Source organism: Erythrobacter sp. JB3-1, assembly GCF_057364995.1.
The window spans coordinates 67,757-82,962 of the sequence record NZ_CP200289.1 but is presented as its reverse complement, the minus strand read 5'-3'; the positions used below and the strand labels follow the sequence as shown (position 1 = coordinate 82,962).

Genomic DNA, 15,206 nt, shown 5'->3' with positions numbered 1-15,206 from the left:
CCATTAAACAGGGCAGCATCATGAAACGCGGTATCTCACTTTTTGGCGCTTTTGCCGCCCTGGCTATGGCTGGAATTACGGCCGCTCCTTCGCTCGCGGCGACTGCGCAGGCGCAGACTGATCAGAGCAATGCGCGCAAGGAAATGCGGGCTGGCAATCAAATGTCGCTGCGCCAGATCGAGGCGCGGGTATTGCCCCGGATGAAGGGCAGCGAATACCTCGGCCCGGCTTACGATTCCACCGCACGCGCCTATCGCCTGAAATTTATTAAAGATGGCCGCGTGACCTTCGTCGATGTCGATGCTCGCACAGGGCGCATCATCAATCGCTCTCGCTGACGGATTTTCCTCTCAGGATTAGGTGCAATCGGGGTGCAATTCGCTCCGCTCGCTTGACGCGTTTTGCGTAAAGGCGCACCAGATCACTTCACTTTTCAGGCACCGATCCAGGGACCAGACAGAAATATGCGCATTCTGATTGTCGAAGACGAACCGACACTTGGCCAGCAATTGAAATCCACATTGGAGCAGACCGGCTATGCGGTCGATCTCTCCACCGATGGCGAAGACGGCCACTTTTTGGGGAGCACAGAGGATTACGACGCCGTAATTCTCGATCTGGGCCTGCCAGAGATTGATGGTCTGTCGGTGCTGGGAATGTGGCGCAAGGAAGGCCGCGAGTTTCCTGTGCTGGTTCTGACAGCGCGGGACAGCTGGTCTGACAAGGTCGCGGGGCTGGATGCAGGCGCGGATGATTATCTTGCGAAACCATTCCAAACAGAAGAGCTGATTGCCCGCCTTCGCGCGCTGATCAGGCGTGCCTCGGGCAACACCTCTTCCGAGTTGACAGCCGGCCAAGTGCGGCTGGACACCCGTTCTGGCCGGGTGACTCTCAAAGGAGAGCCTGTGAAGCTGACGGCTCAGGAATACAAACTCCTGAGCTATTTGATGCATCACAAAGGCAAGGTGGTAAGCCGGACCGAGCTGATTGAGCACATCTATGATCAGGACTTTGATCGCGATTCAAACACGATTGAAGTGTTCGTGACGCGTATTCGCAAGAAACTCGGCGCAGAAGTGATAACGACGATCCGTGGCCTTGGTTATAGCCTCGACGATCCCGCAGACGCGCCCCGCGCTTAGTTCGCAGGGCACCGAATCCGCTTCGCAAACCAGCGGGGCAGAGGCGGTGACTGCGGCTGACGTGGAGGGCGCTTCGCCTGCAATGGCGGCAGATGCGGTGCAGGCTCGGCTCCAAACCGGCAGCCTTGCACGCCGCATGGGCCTCATCGCGGCTGGCTGGATTTTCGTGCTGCTCCTGGTCGGCGGCATTGCGCTGGATCGCACTCTGACTAGCCAGGTTGAACGGAACTTCGACAATCAGCTCGAATATGTTTTGACCGCGCTGATCGCCTCGGCAGAGATCGATCCTCAAGGCGATGTCTATCTCTACAATGAACTGGGCGACCAACGCTTTTTTGAGCCCAATAGCGGCGTCTATTGGCAGGTAAGCGGAGAGGGATTTGCGCCGTTTACCTCGCGCAGCCTGTGGGACAGCCCGCTGGAGCTGAGGGCAGACCACTTCGACAACAATCCGCATTTCTACGACTCGGATCAATTCGAAGGGGAGCCTCTACGCATTGTTGAGCGCACAGTGATCTTGCCCGCGAGTGAGACGCGGTGGACCTTTGCAGTTGCCTCTGCGACGGAAGAACTCGAAGCGCAGGTCACCAATATCCGCTCGATCCTGGCTTGGAGCTTTGCTGTTCTCGGGTTTGGCTTGCTGGCGATGGCCTTGCTGCAAATTCGTGTCGGCCTCTCGCCGCTTCGCCGGGTGCGTGCGGCCATCCAGAATTTGCGCTCAACGGGTGAGAACAGGATTTCAGAGCCTCTGCCGACCGAAGTCCAGCCATTGGTGCAAGAGCTCAACGGTCTGCTGGAGCACTCGGAAAAGCAGGCCGAGGAAGCGCGCACACATGCGGGCAATTTGGCCCATGCGCTGAAGACACCGCTAACGGTTCTCACCAACGCCGCCACGGCCCGTGCACCTGATTTGGGAGATGCGGTAATCCGTGAGACGCGCACAATGCAGCGGCATGTTGATCACCATCTCGCCCGCGCTCGCGCGGTTGGCAGGCGGGCCGTTGGCCACGCGCGCACCAGCATTTTTGACAGTGCAGAGGCAGTGCGCCGCGCGGTTGAACGCCTCTATCCGCAGGCGCGCATCGATATTGCCGGCAATCGCACCGCTATTGTTGCGATTGAGCGTCAGGACTTGGATGAAATCCTCGGCAACCTGATCGAGAACGCAGCGAAATATGGCGGCGGCAGCGTCTTTGTTACCGTGGATGCCGAAAGCGAAGACGAAGCCAAAGGTGCGCCATGCGTCATCTGGGTAGAAGATGACGGGATGGGCATTCCCGAGGCTGAGCGGGAGCGCATTTTTGATCGCGGTGCCCGGCTGGACACTGGTAAGCCTGGCACTGGGCTGGGGCTAGCCATCGTACGCGATGTTGCCGAGATTTACGGCGGCGGCGTGGAGATTGAGGAAAGCGAAGACCTCGGCGGCGTGCTTATCAAGCTGGGCCTGCCGCGCGCATAGCGCCGAGCGAAATCTTAGCCTTGCTGGTCCTCGCGCGCCTTTTCGTGGTGGCGAATAACCTCATCGATGATGAAGCGCAGGAACTTCTCGCTAAATTCCGGGTCGAGATTGGCGTCTTCTGACAGCGCGCGCAATCGATCAATCTGGCGCTGCTCGCGATCGGGATCAGCGGGCGGCAAAGTCGCCTTTGCCTTATACTCTCCCACCGCCTGAGTGATGCGAAACCGCTCGGCGAGAATGTGGATCAGTGCCGCATCGATATTATCGATACTCTTGCGAAATCCGGCAAGGATCGGATCAGGCTCGTTCGGTAGGTGCGCATCATTGGACATATCGTGCAAAACTAGCAGCAATTGAGCGCTTGCCAAGCGCGCGAGCCTCGCGCACAGCGCAAATATGAGCGCTGAAGTGGTTCAATTGCCGCGCGGAAAGCGGCCTACGCTTGATCCGATGCTGTCCCTGACAGCGCCGGGCATGAATTCCGTCAACACCGTGATCCTGGAGCGGATGCAGAGCGAGATCCCCTTGATCCCGCGCCTTGCAGGTCATTTGATATCTGGCGGGGGCAAGCGTTTGCGCCCGATGTTGACGCTCGCCGGGGCGGAGCTGGTTGGCTATCAGGGCGACCGCCATCACAAGCTCGCTGCCGCTGTGGAATTTATTCACACCGCCACACTTCTCCACGATGATGTGGTCGACGGCAGCGAACTGCGCCGGGGCAAGGCCGCAGCCAATATCATTTTCGGCAATCCCGCGACGGTTTTGGTCGGCGACTTCCTGTTCAGCCGCGCGTTTGAGCTGATGACCGAAGACGGCAGTTTGAAAGTGCTCAAGATATTGAGCCACGCCAGCGCGGTGATTGCAGAGGGCGAAGTTTCGCAGCCGACGGCTCAGCGCCAGATCAAGACCAGCGAAGAGCAATATCTGCACATCATTGGCGCAAAGACCGCGGCTCTGTTTGCCGCTGCCAGTCAGATCAGCGCAGTCGTTGCCGAATGTAGCGAAGAGCAAGAACGCGCTCTGGAAGATTATGGCCGGAATCTGGGCGTTGCATTCCAGCTCGTCGATGATGCGATCGATTACGATTCTGATGCGGACGAAATGGGCAAGGATCAGGGCGACGACTTCCGCGAGGGCAAGATGACCCTGCCGGTGATCCTCGCCTTCGCGCGCGGCGATGAGGAAGAACGCAAGTTTTGGAAGGCTGCGGTTGGCGGGCACCGAACCTCAGACGAGGATTTGGCCCACGCGATTGAGCTGATCGAGCGTCACAATGCGCTGGATGACACGCGCGAGCGGGCGAAGCACTTTGCCCAGCGAGCAATTGATGCAATCTCGATCTTTCCTGACAGCAAGGCGCGCGCGGCGATGGCCGAAGCGGCTCAGTTCGCTGTCGCACGGGGATATTGAGCAGGGTCTTGGACCCACAGCTACCCATAAACCACGTATTGCCAGACCTGCGCGCAGCTTTGGCTGCGCACGGGGCGGCTGTGCTGATTGCGCCGCCGGGGGCGGGTAAGACAACCGCCGTTGCGCCAGCTCTGCTGAGCGAGGAATGGTGCACCGGCCAAATCATTCTGACCAGCCCGCGGCGCGCCGCTGCGCGCGCGGCTGCTGAGCGGATGGCGCAGATGCTGGGCGAGAAGCCGGGCGAGACCATCGGCTACTCCACTAGGCTCGATAGCAAGAGCTCTGCGAGGACCCGAATTCTGGTCGTGACAGAGGGTATATTCGTCAATCGCGTGCTGGCCGATCCGGAGCTGCCCGGTGTCTCAGCGGTCCTGTTTGATGAGGCGCATGAGCGGCATTTGGATTGCGATCTCGGGTTGGCACTTGCGCTAGAGGCACGCAGCGTCCTGCGCGAGGATTTGCGCGTTTTGGCCATGTCGGCGACGATTGATGGCGCGCGTTTTTCTCAGTCTGCTCGGCAAAGATGCGCCGGTTATCGAGAGCAAAGGGCGCAGCTTCCCGCTCACTTTGAGGTGGTTAGGCAGCAATCCGGCGCAGCCTATTGAGGCGCAGATGGTGGAGGCGGTGCTCAAAGCGCGGCGGGAGAATGATGAGGGCGATATTCTCGCGTTCCTACCGGGCGTGCGTGAGATCGAGCGTGTTCGAGAGCGGCTTGAGGAGCGCCTGCCAGACACACCAATTTTGCCGCTTCATGGCCAGGTTGATCCTGCTAGCCAGCGCGCAGCGATAAAGCGCGATCCGCAAGGGCGGCGGCGTATTGTTCTCGCCAGCGCGATTGCAGAGACATCACTGACGCTGGATGGCGTGTCGATCGTCGTCGATTGCGGCCTTGCGCGCTACGCTGAGTTTGACGCGGCGGCAGGGATGCAGCGGTTGGTGACAAGAGCCGCGAGCCAAGCGGCGGCGACCCAGCGAGCAGGGCGGGCTGCGCGGCAAGGGCCCGGCGTTGCATACCGCTTGTGGGAGGAGCATGGTCATGCGGGACGGCAGGCATTTGCGCCGCCGGAAATTACCAGCGCTGATCTTGCGCCGCTGGTATTGTCGCTCGCCGCATGGGGCACGCGAGATCCCGCTTCGCTCGCTTGGCTGGATGCCCCGCCTGACGCGGCCGTTGCGAGCGCGCGTCAACGGCTGGAAGCAATGAGTGCGATTGATGGCGAGGGCGCGATCACTGAGTGGGGCGAGAAAATTGCCGCAATGCCAATGTCACCCGATCACGCTGCGACGGTGCTTTATGGCGCTGCAAGAGGTGCGGGCGAAGCGAGCGCGCGGCTCATCATGTTGTTGCAAGAGCGCGGGCTGGGCGGGCGCGGCGAAGACTTGCTTCAGAGGCTGTCACGCTGGAACACGGACAATAGCAAACGCGCGAGCTCTGCGCGTAAAATTGCTGATGGCTGGGCGCGCAAGGCCGCCGCGCTGGTGGGCGTGAATAGCGGGGACGAAGCCACCGCTGAGGAATGCCTTGCTCTTGCCCGGCCAGATATGATTGCAAAACGCCGCGATAGCAGCGGAGAGCATTGGCTGTCGGCGGGCGGGCGCGGCTTCGTACTTGATCCGGCCTCGCCAATCGCGCGGGCCGATTGGATTGTGATCGGTGCGGCTAGCGGACAAGCCAGGGGCGCTCGGATTATGTCGGCTGCAGTCCTACCATCGCCAGACAGTGGCGGATCGCTCCAATCCAAGATAGAAGAGCGCCTTATCATCCATTGGGATGCGGCTAAAAGCCGTGCGATGCCGCGCCGGGAGACACGGCTTGGGGCGATCACTTTGGCAAGCGGTCCAGACGAGAATGCGGATGAACAGGCGCTTGTGGACACCCTTGTGGATAAAGCTCTGGAAAGGCTGGGGGAACTGCTTCCTGCGCCCCTGCTGGCGCGTGGTAAATACGCCGGCGTTCATGGCCTGTCTGAGGCAGGTCTGACAGAGACAGCAGAGCTGTGGCTCGTCCCGCTGCTGACTGGGCGGCGCGATTTGAACCTGAAGCCAGATCAGCTGACAGACGCAGTTCTGGGACAGCTCGATTGGGGCGAGCGGCAAAGGCTCGAAAAGGAAGCGCCTACCCACTTCACTTCGCCCGCACAGACACGTCACGCGATTGACTATGCTAGCGATAATGCACCTAGCGTTGAGGTGCGCGTTCAGGCTTTGTTTGGCCTCGACAGCCAACCCATGATTGGCGGAACGCCTCTGCTGCTGAAGCTCACCAGCCCCGCAGGACGTCCGATCCAATCGACCCGCGATTTGCCGGGTTTCTGGCGCGGCAGCTGGGCCGATGTCGCGAAGGATATGAAGGGGCGTTATCCCAAGCATCGCTGGCCTGAGCAGCCGTGGAGCGAAAAGCCGAGCCTAAAGACGAAAAACGCCTTCAATCGCGAGTGAGTTTCGACTATTGCGCAAGCAAGTTAGCGCCGCACTTAGCCTTGATGGCAAGGCGGCCAATAATTGATGGACTAGGACACAATGTCAGCACGTATTTTTCAGACCCCAAAAAGCGCGATGCAATCAGGCAAGGCCAAGACCGACACTTGGGTGCTCGAGTTTGCACGGTCAGAGGCGCTGCGTCCAGATCCGCTGATGGGCTGGAGCGGCAGCGGCGACACACAGAGCCAGGTTCGATTGACCTTCCCCGACAAAGACGCGGCAAAGGCCTATTCCGAGAAATACGGTATCCCGGCCCGAGTGCATTCGACGCCGGTTAAGGGGCTAAAGCTTCAGGCATATGCGGATAACTTCCGCTAGAAACCTTCTGCTTCGACTATAACTATTTTGCCTTCCGCGTAGGCTTTTTGGCAGTCGCTGGCGTCCTGCATAACGTCTTCTTCTAAGAGCGGCGTAATGGTCATGCCAGGCCCTCGAAAGCGGGAATCGTCGCATTCTCCATCATTGGCAAAATCGCCATCGTCGGCTCCAAAATCAATCGAGGCGATATCTACACGAGCCTCCAATTCGGCTTCGGAAAGCGCGGAACGATTGGTGTCTGAACAAGCCGAAACTGCGATCAGACTTAGAATTATGGCGCTACAGCGTATCATAAATTTGCCTCCCATGACCCCTTAACCGACCAGTATACAACCACATGCTATCTACCGCGTGCTCCCGGACCATACAGATGTCTTGGTCATGGTGTCTCTGCGGATAGTATGTTCCTGGTGAAAGGTAGAGCGAAGACACCATCTTGCCAAGCGAGGGCATGATCGCCATATGGCCCTGCGGGAGTCGGGTGGACGTTTGCGTTCGCTCACCGGGTCAGGTCCGGAAGGAAGCAGCCCAGGTGAATTGCGACGGGTCGCTCGGCTCCTTTTTCAATCAGATCTGCCGTTAATGGCATCGGCCCATGTCCGAGGCATCAGATCTGCGCGCCCGCAATACAGACTAGTGCTTTCAATACCGCCTTCGATTTGCAGTAAAACTTCCGTTTCTTCCCATCAATCGAGACATTCTTCATCTACATCGGCAAATGTGCCCGTGAATATAACGGACACCGATGTCATCCGGGACGCGCGTCCAGCATAGTGCCTGCAAATGTGGCACGAACGCATTACTGATCGCGTCGCTCTGATCCCCGTCCGTTTCCGTTTCGTAGCGCAGCACCATCAATTCCCCCGAGTGAGGCGTGGTCCACACCTCTACGGTTGAGAATCGTCCGAAGCTTTCGCCAAGCGGAAATGGTTTTTCGCCCTGAACCTGTTCAGGCAATTCGGCCTGCCTGAAATGAAAGCCCATTCCGCCTTGCTCATTACACATCTGAGCCAGCAGTTCCTGCGAAGGCTAATCAACCGCGTGGGAAACGCCAGGTAGGGCCAACATTCCCGCGAGCATCGCCATTGCAATGCGGTGTTTCATCGATGTCCTTGCCATTTCATTCAGGCGAGCGAATTGCATGGCTATAAATCGCAACGGACCCTTCGACAATGTGCGAGGGTGCGCCTACATTCTTCGGGATGGACGACTCACCGGACAATATGGATTCGCCGCCTTGGGGTGGAGAGAATCAGGAAGAGGACAAGCCAAGCGCTGCTGAGCTCGAGGCCGCTGGCCAAAATTCTATGTTTGGCGATCCGGAGCCTGAGCCTGTTCCGGCCCCCGACGCTGCGACTCAGGACGAGCCACCGGCTAGTGAACAGACTGCTCCGGTCGAGCCTGCGTCTGCGCCAGCGGTTGAAACACCGCCGCCTGCTTCGGCTCCAGCTGAGACGCTGGCAAAGCCAGCAGAGGCTGACAACCAACCTTACCGTGTGCTCGCGCGCAAATACCGCCCGCAAACCTTCTCTGAGCTGATCGGGCAAGAGCCGATGGTTCGCACGCTCGCCAATGCGATTGAGCGAGACCGGCTGGCGCATGCGTTTTTAATGACCGGAGTTCGGGGGTTGGTAAAACCTCGACCGCGCGTCTGATCGCCAAGGCGCTCAATTGCATCGGGCCAGATGGCGAGGGCGGACCAACCATTGATCCCTGCGGGCAATGTGAGCCTTGCACGGCAATCGCTCAAGGTCAGCATATCGATGTGATCGAGATGGATGCGGCCTCGCACACCGGGGTCGACGATGTGCGCGAGATTATTGAGGCAGTGCGCTATTCGGCGGTCTCCGCGCGCTACAAGATCTACATCATTGACGAGGTTCACATGCTCTCGCGCAATGCTTTCAACGCATTGCTCAAGACGCTTGAGGAACCGCCTGCGCATGTGAAATTCCTGTTCGCGACGACTGAAGTTGAAAAGCTGCCCGTTACCGTGCTCAGCCGGACACAGCGGTTCGATTTGCGCCGTATTCCGGCGGAACTTCTAGCGACGCATTTCGGGAATGTCTGCGCGAAGGAAGGTGTAGAGGCCGAGGCAGAGGCGCTGCACGTTATAGCAGGCGCAGCCGAGGGCTCGGTTCGCGACGGTCTTTCGATCCTCGACCAGGCGATTGCGCATGCCGACCTTGAAGAAGGCGGGCAGGTAACAGGCGAGCGTGTTCGCGACATGCTGGGCCTTGCCGATAAGAGCGCTCAGCGCAAACTGCTGGAGCGCTTGCTGGCTGGTGATGCGCCGGCTTTGCTGGCCGCGATAGACGAGCAATATGCACTGGGCGTTGAGCCTCTCGCTTTGATGCGGGCATTGATGGATTTGGTCCACAAGATCACCTTGGCTCAGGTTTCTGGCGCGGAGGCGGATGCGCCGACCGAAGAAGAGCGCGCGGCCCTGAGCAAGTTCGCGCAGGAGCTGAGTGCGGGCCAGTTGCACCGACTTTGGCAGCTAATGCTGAAAGGCCACGAAGAAGTGCGTCAGGCGCCTGACCCGCTGGTATCTGTGCAGATGGCCTTGCTGCGCGTGCTTCACGCCTCTGATATGCCCGATCCCGGCAAGCTCGCCAAACGGATTGAAGAAATTGCCAAGGCTGGACCAGCGCCTGCTGCTCCGACCGAAGCGCACGCCGGAGAACCTGCCCCTGCGATGCAATCGGCACCCACCAAGCTCGACTGGGCAAACATCGTGCAGCAGGTCGATGATTCCGGGCAATTGCGCGTGGCACAGATTATGCGAGACCGCGTCCGAGTGATTGAGCTCGCACCGGAAAAGCTTATGTATCAGCGGGCAGACAGTTTTGCAGATGACCCAGCGCCAGAGATCCGCGAAGCCTTGTTTAAGCTCACCGGTAAGCGCTGGCTGGTTGAAACAGGCGCAGGCGATGCCCAACCTAGCTTAAGAGAGCAGGAAGACGCGGAGCGTGAAGCAGCAGCCGAGCGCACACGGTCCGATCCACTGGTGAAGGCTGCGTTCGAAGCCTTCCCGGAGGCAGAGCTGCTCGACCCGAAAGACCAAGCCGCACCCAGCGCATTGCGCGCCAGCGGCAGCAAATGGAGTTGATGAAGCTATGAAATCAATGGAAGAAATGATGCAGGCCGCTCAAAAGGCCGCAGAGACGATCCAAACCCAAATGAACGACATGCAGACCAAATTGGACAGCATGGAGGTTGAGGGTCAGGCCGGCGGCGGCTTGGTCAAAGTGCGCGCCACGGCAAAGGGCCGCATCTTGAAGGTCGAGATCGACGACAGCCTGATGAAACTGGAAGAAAAGCACATGGTCGAAGACCTTGTGACGGCTGCTTTCAACGATGCCCGCGACAAGGCTGACCGCGTTTCCGCCGAGGAAATGAAACAGATGCAAGGCGGCATGGGCTTGCCGGAAGGCTTTAATTTGCCTGGCATGGGTTAGGGCTCTCATGCGCCTGCCATTGCGGCGTGGCCGGAGCGTTCCCATATCCTGAGCCGATACGATAGCTCCAAAAAGCGCGTTCAATTGGTGCTCATAAAAACAAACGGCATATTCAATGACACAGCATTTCCCTCTCCTGCCATTGCGCGACATCGTGGTATTCCCCGGCATGGTCGTGCCCCTGTTCGTGGGCCGCGACAAATCTGTCGCTGCGCTTGAGGCGGCCATGGAAGCCAGCAAGGACATTTTCTTGCTCGCTCAGCTTGATCCGGGCTGTGATGATCCGGCTGGCGATGATCTGTATGATGTCGGCGTTGTCGCGCAGGTACTGCAATTGCTGAAATTGCCGGATGGCACCGTCCGCGTTTTGGTCGAAGGGACAGCGCGCGCGAAGCTTGAGGCGTTTCGCGAAGAGGGCGATTACGTCCTGGCCGAGGTGGCCTTGCAGGAACCGCAAACCGTTAGCGGTAGCGAAGTCACCGCGCTGATGCGGCAAGTGACCGAGCAATTCGCGGAATACAGCAAGCTTAACAAGAAGCTGGGCGATGATGCTGATATTGACCTCAGCGATGTCGATGATGCTAGCACTTTGGCTGACACGATTGCAGCCGCAATCAATGCCAAGGTTTCCGACAAGCAGGGCCTGCTGACTGAAGCCGATCCATTGCGCCGGTTAGAGCTGGTGATCGCCTTTATGGAAGGCGAGCTGTCGGTCCTTCAGGTTGAGCGCAAAATCCGCGGGCGCGTGAAGCGCCAGATGGAAAAGACCCAGCGCGAATATTACCTCAACGAACAGTTGAAGGCGATTCAAAGCGAGCTAGGCGGTAGCGAGGGTGAAGAAGTCGATGAGATCGGCGAGCTGACCGAGAAGATAGAGGAAACCAAGCTTTCCAAAGAAGCCAAGACCAAGTCGAAGGCGGAGCTCAAGAAGCTCAAAGCCATGCAGCCAATGAGCGCAGAAGCGACCGTCATCCGCAATTATCTGGATGTGCTGCTCGGCCTGCCATGGGGCAAGAAGTCTCGTCTCAAGAAAGACATCGGCAAAGCGCAAGAGATCCTCGACGCCGACCATTATGGTCTGGAGAAGGTCAAGGACCGGATCATCGAATATCTCGCCGTGCAAGCGCGCACCAACAAGTTGAAGGGGCCGATCCTGTGCCTCGTCGGCCCGCCCGGTGTGGGTAAGACGTCGCTCGGCAAGTCGATTGCGAAGGCAACGGGCCGCGAGTTTGTGCGTCAGTCGCTGGGCGGCGTGCGGGACGAGGCCGAAATTCGCGGCCATCGCCGGACCTATATTGGTTCGATGCCGGGCAAGATCGTCAACAACTTGAAGAAGGCTGGGACCAGCAATCCGCTGTTCCTGCTCGATGAGATCGATAAGCTGGGTCAAGACTTCCGAGGTGATCCGGCGTCGGCTTTGCTCGAAGTTCTCGATCCGGAGCAAAACGGCAAGTTTCAGGATCATTACCTCGAGCTCGACCTTGATCTCAGCGACATCATGTTTGTCACAACGGCAAACTCGCTCGATCTGCCTCAGCCGCTGCTGGATCGGATGGAGATTATTCGTCTTGAAGGCTATACCGAAGACGAAAAGGTCGAGATTGCTCAGCGCCATTTGATCGCGAAACAGATCGATGCACACGGCCTGAAAGATGGCGAATTTGAGCTGACAGAAGCGGGCCTGCGCGACCTGATCCGCTACTACACCCGCGAGGCTGGGGTGCGGACGCTGGAGCGCGAGATCGCTCGTTTGGCGCGCAAGAGCCTGCGCAAAATCCTTGAGAAAGACGCCACCAGTGTGGTGATCAATCCGGACAACCTTGGCGACTTTGCCGGCGTGCGCAAATTCAAGCACGGCATGTCTGAGGACGAGGCCCAGGTAGGGGCTGTCACCGGTCTCGCATGGACTAGCGTGGGCGGCGAACTGCTGACCATTGAAAGCGTCACGACACCGGGCAAGGGCGAGGTAAAGACCACTGGTAAGCTGGGCGAAGTGATGACCGAAAGTGTCGCGGCTGCATTCAGCTTTGTGAAGGCGAGGGCGCCCGTTTATGGCATCAAGCCATCGATCTTTCAGCGCAAGAACATCCATATCCACTTGCCCGAAGGAGCTGTGCCGAAGGATGGCCCAAGCGCCGGTATCGGCATGGTGACGTCGATCGTTTCAACCCTGTCAGGCGTTGCCGTGCGCCCGGACGTCGCGATGACCGGTGAAGTGACGCTGCGCGGCCGCGTGCTGCCAATTGGCGGGCTTAAAGAGAAACTGCTGGCGGCGCTGCGTGGCGGGATCAAAACGGTCCTCATTCCAGAAGAGAACGTCAAAGATCTGGTCGAAATTCCGGACAATGTGAAGGAAGGGCTGGAGATCATTCCAGTCAGCCATGTTGATCAGGTCCTGGAGCAGGCTTTGGTTGAAAAGCCAGAGGCGATCGAATGGACCGAAGCAGATGATCTAGCGAGCCAACCGAATCCGGCTGGAACAGGCGGCGCAACCGCACACTGACAAAGCGCTGGTTTACTCCAGGCTTGTATAAATGCGACAGCTTTTCAATGCTGCGTCGCAGCATTCCCGCATTCGGACATCGATTCACCGCAAATGGCCAACATTTGTCCAAAAATGGCGTTTTTCTGGGCGATTTGCCTTTGACAGAAGCGTCAAAAAGGTATCATTTGCGCGCTTTCGGAGAGGCGATTCACCGAAAACCAGTTTGAATTGCGAATGAGGGGGTTCCCAGAATGAATAAGAACGATCTGATCAGTGCAGTTGCCGAAACCAGTGGCCTTTCTAAAAGTGACGCGTCGAATGCAGTTGAGAGTGTTTTTGACGCAATTACCAAGTCGCTTTCTGGTGGTGAGGAAGTGCGCCTGATCGGCTTCGGCACATTCTCAGTCGCTAAGCGTAAAGCTTCGACCGGCCGCAACCCGCGCACTGGTGAGCCAATGACGATTAAGGCTTCTAACCAGCCTAAGTTCAAAGCCGGCAAAGGCCTGAAAGACGCGGTCAACTAAGACTGTTTCTTCCAGCGCGCATCGCCGCGCTTTAAAAGATTATGCCCCACCAGAGCGATCTGGCGGGGCCTTTCTTTTGCGCCGATTGGAGGGCCAGATAGTGCTCCTCCTTGCCAAATCAACGCGATAGATCGACCAGCGCGGTAGGCGCCGCTTTGGTGCGCGGTGTAATGTCCCACATGAGCGTTTGATTGCCTGACGTATCGGACGCCTCCGCGACCGGGCCTGCATCTGTGTTGTTTGCCAGAATGCGGCCGTCCGTCACAATTGCAAAGGTGCCCTCAATCGCAGGGATGTTGGGCATCTCGCCGCCGGGGGCTGGCCCTTCATCACCGAGCGCGGCCAATCCTGCCAAACTGCCCATTCCGCCAAACATCGCAGCCATAGGGGTGGTGTCGCTCTGGGCCGAGAAGCCCGGCGCGTTCACGCGGACGACATTGTCATCGCGCAGCACGATCTGAACGAACGGGTTGGTGGTTGGTACCCCTTCGATAGTTGGGAACAGGAAGTCATGCGAGAGCTTACCGGAAACGGTGTAAGAGACGTCGTACACCCCGTCACCTTTGTCCTCGACGCGGTTCCAACCCTTTTGGCGCAGTAGCAATTGCCGCAATTCCTCAGAGGCCTCTGGATCAGTCACATCGATGCCGCCCATGAACACCGCCATCTCTTCGGCATCCTTCTTGGCTTTGGCCGCGCGTGCCTCTGCGCCAGCTTCCCATTCTTCGCGCTGCTGAGCCAGTTCTGCTTCGGTGCATTCGCGGTCCGAATAGTCCTCTTCATCATAGCATTCCGTCGGCCAAAACTCTCCGCCGGCCGCGCCCATTTGCGCAAGGTCGGAGAGGCCTAGGAAGAAGATCTCGCCCTCGTAAGTGAAGGTGAAACTGTCCTTGCCGGTGAGCTCCAGCTGAGAGCTGAACTTGCCCGGCGTGATGAAGCAAGCGCTGAGCAGCAATGAGAGTCCGGCCAGCATTGCAGCGGCTTTCGCGCGGATGGGCAGGCGGCCCGGTGAGTGATCGGTCATAGTCTGTGCTCCCTGTTGCAAGGCCGCTTAGGCCCGCGTTGCTGTGGCGTATAGCGCAATCGCCGCAGCGTTTGAAACGTTGAGGCTTTCGATCGCTGAGCTGATCGGCAGCTTCGCCAGCGCATCGCAGTGCCCTTGGATGTTGTGGCGCATCCCTTCACCTTCTGCGCCCAGCACCAGCGCTACTGACCCAGTTGGCAGAGCATCGGCCAATGCCTCGTCCGCTTCACCGGTTAGGCCAATACGCCAATACCCAGCCTCGGCCAGGTCCTCCAACGTGCGTGCTAGATTGACGACCCGCACCCAGGGCACCGTCTCCAGCGCGCCGGAGGCGGACTTTGCCAGCACGCCCGATTCCGGCGGCGTATGGCGATCTTGGGTAACGATAGCAGCGGCCCCAAAGGCGGCGGCAGAGCGCAGGATCGCACCGACATTGTGCGGGTCTGTCACCTGGTCGAGCACCAGGATCGGCTTGGCTGGATCACCCAGCGCAACCTCGTCGATGAACACCGTCTCCAGCGCCTCGCATTCCAGCACCAGGCCCTGATGCGGTGCGTCTTTCGCAACCAAGCGGGCAAGATCGCTGACATCGGCATATTCCACAGGGAAGTCCGCTGGCAGTTCGCCGTCCAGCCCCTCAATCGCCTCGCGCGTCGCCCACAGCTTGCGATGCTTGCGCTCCGGGTTCTTGAGCGCCGCCTCCACCGGATGCCGCCCCCACAGCCGTGTTTGCCCGGCCGATGCCCGGCCAGACCCGCGTCCGCCCTTCATTCGTCCCGCTCTGCCTCGCAGCGCTTTTTTGCGTTCTGGTCGCGCCATGATGGCTCCTATTTCCTGACTTAGTTTGCTCCCCTGCCAGCAGCCCCATTGACAGGCAAGCATCGCTTCGCCATTGGGGCGCC

13 protein-coding genes, 1 other RNA gene and 2 pseudogenes are annotated in these 15,206 nt (G+C 58.9%); 11 read left to right on the top strand and 5 right to left on the bottom strand.

Annotated elements, in window-relative coordinates:
• Positions 1-20 precede the first annotated feature (20 nt).
• The 3 genes from AC0V6M_RS00370 (at position 21) to AC0V6M_RS00360 (ending at position 2,601) form a co-directional block, all read left to right on the top strand.
• Positions 21-338, top strand: a complete 318-nt coding sequence (locus AC0V6M_RS00370) for a PepSY domain-containing protein (RefSeq protein ID WP_486139543.1) — start codon at positions 21-23, stop codon at positions 336-338.
• Positions 339-464: 126 nt separating this feature from the next.
• Positions 465-1,142, top strand: coding sequence for a response regulator transcription factor (locus tag AC0V6M_RS00365; protein ID WP_472639193.1), 678 nt, complete (start codon positions 465-467; stop codon positions 1,140-1,142).
• Positions 1,143-1,224: 82 nt separating this feature from the next.
• Positions 1,225-2,601 carry a sensor histidine kinase gene (locus AC0V6M_RS00360; protein WP_486139542.1) on the top strand — a complete coding sequence of 459 codons (1,377 nt, stop codon included), beginning with the start codon at positions 1,225-1,227 and terminating at the stop codon, positions 2,599-2,601.
• Between the two features lie 14 nt (positions 2,602-2,615).
• Here the strand turns inward: AC0V6M_RS00360 and AC0V6M_RS00355 are convergent, their stop codons facing one another.
• Positions 2,616-2,933 (bottom strand): chorismate mutase, encoded by a 318-nt coding sequence (locus AC0V6M_RS00355; RefSeq protein WP_486139541.1) that lies wholly within the window; start codon positions 2,931-2,933, stop codon positions 2,616-2,618.
• Positions 2,934-2,997: 64 nt separating this feature from the next.
• Between AC0V6M_RS00355 and AC0V6M_RS00350 the strand changes: the two genes are divergently transcribed.
• The 3 genes and pseudogenes from AC0V6M_RS00350 (at position 2,998) to AC0V6M_RS00340 (ending at position 6,810) form a co-directional block, all read left to right on the top strand.
• Positions 2,998-4,011, top strand: a complete 1,014-nt coding sequence (locus AC0V6M_RS00350; protein WP_486136887.1) for a polyprenyl synthetase family protein — start codon at positions 2,998-3,000, stop codon at positions 4,009-4,011.
• A gap of 8 nt (positions 4,012-4,019) precedes the next feature.
• Positions 4,020-6,450 (top strand): annotated as a pseudogene (hrpB, locus tag AC0V6M_RS00345) (ATP-dependent helicase HrpB).
• 81 nt (positions 6,451-6,531) lie between these two features.
• A complete protein-coding gene (locus tag AC0V6M_RS00340; protein ID WP_486136886.1) occupies positions 6,532-6,810 on the top strand; it encodes an ETC complex I subunit in 279 nt (92 codons plus the stop codon).
• Here the strand turns inward: AC0V6M_RS00340 and AC0V6M_RS00335 are convergent.
• A complete protein-coding gene (locus AC0V6M_RS00335; protein WP_486136885.1) occupies positions 6,807-7,118 on the bottom strand; it encodes a hypothetical protein in 312 nt (103 codons plus the stop codon). The genes AC0V6M_RS00340 and AC0V6M_RS00335 overlap by 4 nt on opposite strands.
• A gap of 162 nt (positions 7,119-7,280) precedes the next feature.
• On the opposite strand from AC0V6M_RS00335, the gene ffs reads away from it, so the two are divergent.
• Positions 7,281-7,375: signal recognition particle sRNA small type (ffs, locus tag AC0V6M_RS00330), an RNA gene on the top strand.
• Between the two features lie 137 nt (positions 7,376-7,512).
• Here ffs and AC0V6M_RS00325 read toward each other — a convergent pair.
• Complete coding sequence (locus tag AC0V6M_RS00325; RefSeq protein WP_486136884.1) at positions 7,513-7,794, bottom strand: hypothetical protein; 282 nt, start codon at positions 7,792-7,794, stop codon at positions 7,513-7,515.
• A 218-nt stretch (positions 7,795-8,012) separates the two neighbouring features.
• Between AC0V6M_RS00325 and AC0V6M_RS00320 the strand changes: the two are divergent.
• From AC0V6M_RS00320 to AC0V6M_RS00305, 4 genes and pseudogenes are all read left to right on the top strand, one after another.
• Positions 8,013-9,922, top strand: a pseudogene (locus AC0V6M_RS00320) (DNA polymerase III subunit gamma/tau).
• A gap of 7 nt (positions 9,923-9,929) precedes the next feature.
• Positions 9,930-10,271, top strand: coding sequence for a YbaB/EbfC family nucleoid-associated protein (locus AC0V6M_RS00315; protein WP_486136883.1), 342 nt, complete (start codon positions 9,930-9,932; stop codon positions 10,269-10,271).
• Positions 10,272-10,386: 115 nt separating this feature from the next.
• Entirely contained in the window at positions 10,387-12,774 is a 2,388-nt protein-coding gene (gene lon / locus AC0V6M_RS00310; protein ID WP_486136882.1) for an endopeptidase La, read from the top strand.
• A 233-nt stretch (positions 12,775-13,007) separates the two neighbouring features.
• Positions 13,008-13,280, top strand: a complete 273-nt coding sequence (locus AC0V6M_RS00305) for an HU family DNA-binding protein (protein ID WP_472644775.1) — start codon at positions 13,008-13,010, stop codon at positions 13,278-13,280.
• 118 nt (positions 13,281-13,398) lie between these two features.
• Here AC0V6M_RS00305 and AC0V6M_RS00300 read toward each other — a convergent pair whose 3' ends face one another.
• Positions 13,399-14,304, bottom strand: coding sequence for a hypothetical protein (locus AC0V6M_RS00300; protein ID WP_486136881.1), 906 nt, complete (start codon positions 14,302-14,304; stop codon positions 13,399-13,401).
• A 27-nt stretch (positions 14,305-14,331) separates the two neighbouring features.
• On the bottom strand, positions 14,332-15,123 hold the full coding sequence (rlmB, locus tag AC0V6M_RS00295; protein WP_486136879.1) for a 23S rRNA (guanosine(2251)-2'-O)-methyltransferase RlmB: 792 nt from the start codon (positions 15,121-15,123) through the stop codon (positions 14,332-14,334).
• Positions 15,124-15,206: the final 83 nt, after the last annotated feature.

Bases quoted from the DNA above. Each gene is read 5' to 3' on its own strand.
- AC0V6M_RS00370 (WP_486139543.1), top strand. From the start codon at position 21: ATGAAACGCGGTATCTCACTTTTTGGCGCTTTTGCCGCCCTGGCTATG.
- AC0V6M_RS00365 (WP_472639193.1), top strand. From the start codon at position 465: ATGCGCATTCTGATTGTCGAAGACGAACCGACACTTGGCCAGCAATTG.
- AC0V6M_RS00360 (WP_486139542.1), top strand. From the start codon at position 1,225: ATGGCGGCAGATGCGGTGCAGGCTCGGCTCCAAACCGGCAGCCTTGCA.
- AC0V6M_RS00355 (WP_486139541.1), bottom strand. From the start codon at position 2,933: ATGTCCAATGATGCGCACCTACCGAACGAGCCTGATCCGATCCTTGCC.
- AC0V6M_RS00350 (WP_486136887.1), top strand. From the start codon at position 2,998: ATGAGCGCTGAAGTGGTTCAATTGCCGCGCGGAAAGCGGCCTACGCTT.
- AC0V6M_RS00340 (WP_486136886.1), top strand. From the start codon at position 6,532: ATGTCAGCACGTATTTTTCAGACCCCAAAAAGCGCGATGCAATCAGGC.
- AC0V6M_RS00335 (WP_486136885.1), bottom strand. From the start codon at position 7,118: ATGGGAGGCAAATTTATGATACGCTGTAGCGCCATAATTCTAAGTCTG.
- AC0V6M_RS00325 (WP_486136884.1), bottom strand. From the start codon at position 7,794: ATGGGCTTTCATTTCAGGCAGGCCGAATTGCCTGAACAGGTTCAGGGC.
- AC0V6M_RS00315 (WP_486136883.1), top strand. From the start codon at position 9,930: ATGAAATCAATGGAAGAAATGATGCAGGCCGCTCAAAAGGCCGCAGAG.
- lon (WP_486136882.1), top strand. From the start codon at position 10,387: ATGACACAGCATTTCCCTCTCCTGCCATTGCGCGACATCGTGGTATTC.
- AC0V6M_RS00305 (WP_472644775.1), top strand. From the start codon at position 13,008: ATGAATAAGAACGATCTGATCAGTGCAGTTGCCGAAACCAGTGGCCTT.
- AC0V6M_RS00300 (WP_486136881.1), bottom strand. From the start codon at position 14,304: ATGACCGATCACTCACCGGGCCGCCTGCCCATCCGCGCGAAAGCCGCT.
- rlmB (WP_486136879.1), bottom strand. From the start codon at position 15,123: ATGGCGCGACCAGAACGCAAAAAAGCGCTGCGAGGCAGAGCGGGACGA.